Source organism: Bacteroides acidifaciens, assembly GCF_024623065.1.
GTDB lineage: Bacteria > Bacteroidota > Bacteroidia > Bacteroidales > Bacteroidaceae > Bacteroides > Bacteroides acidifaciens.
This window is the reverse complement of the sequence record NZ_JANJZR010000148.1, coordinates 1-3375: the sequence shown is the minus strand read 5'-3', so window position 1 is coordinate 3375 and position 3375 is coordinate 1. Positions and strand designations below refer to the sequence as shown.

At 44.5% G+C, this 3375-nt stretch carries 2 protein-coding genes and 1 pseudogene; all 3 read left to right on the top strand.

Annotated elements, in window-relative coordinates; all coding sequences use genetic code 11:
• Positions 1 to 122 precede the first annotated feature (122 nt).
• On the top strand, positions 123 to 1688 hold the full coding sequence (istA, locus tag NSB03_RS20220; protein WP_024988848.1) for an IS21 family transposase: 1566 nt from the start codon (positions 123 to 125) through the stop codon (positions 1686 to 1688).
• A 12-nt stretch (positions 1689 to 1700) separates the two neighbouring features.
• Entirely contained in the window at positions 1701 to 2432 is a 732-nt protein-coding gene (gene istB, locus NSB03_RS20215; protein WP_024988847.1) for an IS21-like element helper ATPase IstB, read from the top strand.
• 66 nt (positions 2433 to 2498) lie between these two features.
• Positions 2499 to 3101, top strand: a pseudogene (locus NSB03_RS20210) (IS256 family transposase); the annotation flags it as partial.
• Between the last annotated feature and the right edge of the window lie 274 nt (positions 3102 to 3375).

The window sequence follows — 3375 nt, the reverse complement described above, 5'->3', positions numbered from 1 at the left end:
GAGATTTCAACAATACTTCTGCGTCCGACTTATACCCCAAAATTCGATGTTTTCAAATTTTTGTCATGTACTTAAATAAACTTCATATCTTAAAGGTCCGATCAATCAATGCCCTTTAAGATATGGCAAACAGAACGTTGAATATGGTAAAATTAAAAAGAGCATTTCAAATGCTGTCGGCTTCCACTCCTCAACGGGAAATATGTGCACAACTGCACATAGGCCGTGGAGTCTTAAACCGATACAAGAAATTGGCCGATGAAGCCAAAGTTGATTACGGCACAATAGGCCGGATGAGTGAAGGGCAAATCCACAGTCTGCTGCAGTCTCCACCAACCCCTAAACCTTCTGAACAGAAAAACGAGTTGAAAGAGCTGTTGCCAGACTATGCAGAAGATCTTGCCAGACACCGCCACCTGACCATACAGTTGCTACACGAGGAATATCTCAAGGAGCATCCCAACGGCTATGCGTACACGCAGCTCAAGAAGCATATCCGTGATTATCAGTATGCCAACAACCTGTCTTACCACAACACTTACATCTCGGGATGTGAGATGCAGATTGATTTTGCTGGTGACAAGCTCTATGTTACAGACCGGAAAAGTCAGGAGCATATACCCGTAGTTGTCCTCTGCTGTATGCTGCCGTTCAGCGGTATGGGCTATGCCAAAGCCATGTATCATGCAAGCATGGAATACTTTTTCAGTGGCTTGTCGGATGCCATAACCTATTTTGGAGGATGTCCTGAGGTGTGCAAGAGCGACAACATGACCCAATGGATGAAAAAGTCAGACCGTTACGAGCCTACATTCAACAATGCTGCGCTGGAATGGTCAAGCTACTACAATACTACCCTGGAGGCTTGCCGTGTACGGAAGCCACGTGATAAAGGTCCTGTAGAAGGAATCGTATACAAGTTCTACCAGTTTATATATGCTGCCATCCGGCATGAAGTGTTCCATTCTTTGGATGAGCTCAACAGCCGTATCTTTGAATTGACAGACAAGTTTAATGACCGTCCTTCCAGAACTACCGGAAAAAGCCGCAGGAGTGTGTTTGAAGCCGAAGAACAAGGCTGTCTTGGGCCGCTCCCCATCACCCCTTTCCGCTTCCGTTACCGCAAGGAAGTGAAACTGACCGGTGATTACCATGTCACCGTAGGACGGCTTGAAGAACGGCATCTTTACAGCGTCCCATACATTTATGTAGGACAAAGAGTAACCGTGGTCTGGGATACAGAAACCGTGGAAGTATATCTGAACACCCAACGAATAGCCCTGCATAAAAGAAGCTTCATAGCCGGACGTTCTACAGAGGACGCGCACATGCCTGAGAATCATCTGGAATACCAGCACAGCAAAGGACGGAATGCCGCCTTTTACCTGGAAGAGGCAGAGGTTATCGGCATGTATACACTGAAAGCCGTAGAAAAGGTATTGGCTTCACCGAAGTACGTAAGCCATGCCTACCGCTCTTGCGAAGGTATATTGTCCTTGCGTAAAAAATATGGTAAGGAAAGGCTTGAGAATGCCTGCAAGCGTGTGTCTGAAAGCGGAACCGTAACTTACAGCATGCTCAAGAATATCCTTCAGAACAATCTGGATAAAGCTGAAAACCGACCCAATGTATGCTGTATCCCAACCAATGAATATGTACGGGGTGCAGAAGCGTTTTCCAACATTTAAACTCTTATTTATATGAATACACAAGAAACCGTCATACAACTCAAGGAGTTGAAACTGAAGGGAATGGCGAATACGCTGGAATCCCTGATGACTCTTCCGGTGCAAAGCCGTCCCTCATTTGATTTTGCCATAGCCAAGATGGTAGAGGCAGAAATATTGGAAAGGAAGGAACGTAAAACAGAAATGTTCCTCAAAACCAGCAAACTCCGCTACAGTGCCATGATTGAGGATGTTGCCTGTGGGGCAGAACGCAACATTACAACTGAACAGCTGGCTGCACTGGCCGACTGTTCCTTCATACGCAGACATGAGAATCTGCTGATACAAGGTAAATGCGGCTGTGGAAAGACCTTCCTGGCATGCGCCATTGGCAGACAAGCCTGCACCTTGGGCTTCAGAACCGTCTATCTTAATATGAACCGGTTCATCGAGAAAATCACACTGTCCAAACTGGACAACACCTTCCTCAAGATGATTACTTCCTTGGAGAAGAATGACCTGATTATATTGGACGACTTCGGTCTGCAGCCGATGGACACCAATACCAGGTTGGCTCTGCTTCAGATCCTGGAAGAGAGATATGAACGAAAGTCAATGATCATCGCATCACAGCTTCCTATCTCAAAATGGTATGATTACATAGGAGACCCAACCTTGGCGGATGCCATTATGGACCGTCTCGTGGCCAACGCTAATAAAATTGAGTTAAAAGGCGAGTCTATGAGACAGCGAAAGAAAAAATAATATACATTTGCAAAGAATCTTACAGAACTGAATGCGGTACCGTTTGCAGCGTCATGACGGTACCGATTGCAGCGCTACAATGGTACCGATTCAGCGCTATCGTCACTAACAGACCTTCAGAACCGTGGAGTCGAAGATATTCTTATTGCCTGTATAGACGGCTTGAAAGGTTTTCCTGAAGCAATCCAAAGTGTTTATCCCAATACAGCCGTACAACTTTGTGTTGTACATCAGATTCGTAATTCCATCAAATATGTAGGCTCCAAAAATCAAAAGGAATTCCTGAAGGATTTGAAATGCGTTTATCAGGCTGTAAATAAAGAATCTGCAGAAAATGAACTTCTTAAGCTGGAAGAGAAATGGGGTGAACAGTATCCTATCGTCATCAGATCATGGCAAGACAATTGGGATAAGCTATCCGAATACTTCCAGTACACTCCGGCTATCCGTAAACTCATATATACCACAAATACTGTTGAAGGGTATCACCGTCAGATCCGTAAGGTAACAAAAAACAAAGGCGTGTTCCCATCGGATACAGCCCTTGAGAAACTAGTTTATCTTGCATACCGCAATATACGGAAGAAGTGGACCATGCCACTGGCTAACTGGGCTACAATCTCACAACAATTAGCCATAAAGTTTGGAGAGCGATTTAAATTATTGTAATTTTACGCTCGTCGGGACGGGTGGTCCCGCCCCTTGGCGCTGGCCGTTCCCCGACCGATGAGTTTTCTAATAGGAAATAATGCGTGACACAGTTTATTTTACACTACCTTAGATGCTATATTTTATGCAGCTATTTAAGAAATTAATAGTCCGAGCAATTAGTATTCCCCAATATGCTACAATTCTGAATATTTTTTTAAGTAACTAATCAAAATTAAGCAGCATTATGTTTAAGTTTAATACCCAAGGTATCCCCGACAGCCGCCAATGCCCT

Bases quoted from the DNA above. Each gene is read 5' to 3' on its own strand.
- istB (WP_024988847.1), top strand. From the start codon at position 1,701: ATGAATACACAAGAAACCGTCATACAACTCAAGGAGTTGAAACTGAAG.
- istA (WP_024988848.1), top strand. From the start codon at position 123: ATGGCAAACAGAACGTTGAATATGGTAAAATTAAAAAGAGCATTTCAA.